General features: G+C 55.6%; 1 rRNA gene. It reads left to right on the top strand.

What is annotated here, in order from left to right:
• A 23S ribosomal RNA gene (locus ACFXBC_RS35120) occupies positions 1 to 1039 on the top strand; the annotation flags it as partial.
• Between the last annotated feature and the right edge of the window lie 22 nt (positions 1040 to 1061).

Genomic DNA, 1061 nt, shown 5'->3' on the forward strand with positions numbered 1-1061 from the left:
TCTTCGGGGTGGCGAAGCTGAGAACTTAAGCGCCAGTAAACGGCGGTGGTAACTATAACCATCCTAAGGTAGCGAAATTCCTTGTCGGGTAAGTTCCGACCTGCACGAATGGCGTAACGACTTCTCGACTGTCTCAACCATAGGCCCGGTGAAATTGCACTACGAGTAAAGATGCTCGTTTCGCGCAGAAGGACGGAAAGACCCCGGGACCTTTACTATAGTTTGATATTGGTGTTCGGTTCGGCTTGTGTAGGATAGGTGGGAGACTGTGAAGCGGCCACGCCAGTGGTTGTGGAGTCGTCGTTGAAATACCACTCTGGTCGTGCTGGATGTCTAACCTCGGTCCGTGATCCGGATCAGGGACAGTGTCTGATGGGTAGTTTAACTGGGGCGGTTGCCTCCTAAAGAGTAACGGAGGCGCCCAAAGGTTCCCTCAGCCTGGTTGGCAATCAGGTGTTGAGTGTAAGTGCACAAGGGAGCTTGACTGTGAGACCGACGGGTCGAGCAGGGACGAAAGTCGGGACTAGTGATCCGGCAGTGGCTTGTGGAAGCGCTGTCGCTCAACGGATAAAAGGTACCCCGGGGATAACAGGCTGATCTTCCCCAAGAGTCCATATCGACGGGATGGTTTGGCACCTCGATGTCGGCTCGTCGCATCCTGGGGCTGGAGTCGGTCCCAAGGGTTGGGCTGTTCGCCCATTAAAGCGGTACGCGAGCTGGGTTTAGAACGTCGTGAGACAGTTCGGTCCCTATCCTCTGTGCGCGTAGGAATATTGAGAAGGGCTGTCCCTAGTACGAGAGGACCGGGACGGACGAACCTCTGGTGTGCCAGTTGTCCTGCCAAGGGCATGGCTGGTTGGCTACGTTCGGAAAGGATAACCGCTGAAAGCATCTAAGCGGGAAGCCTGCTTCGAGATGAGTGTTCCCTCCCCCTTTGAGGGGTTAAGGCTCCCAGTAGACGACTGGGTTGATAGGCCAGATGTGGAAGCCCGGTAACGGGTGGAGCTGACTGGTACTAATAGGCCGAGGGCTTGTCCTCAGTTGCTCGCGTCCACTGTGTT

Source organism: Streptomyces sp. NPDC059398, assembly GCF_042751845.1.
GTDB lineage: Bacteria > Actinomycetota > Actinomycetes > Streptomycetales > Streptomycetaceae > Streptomyces.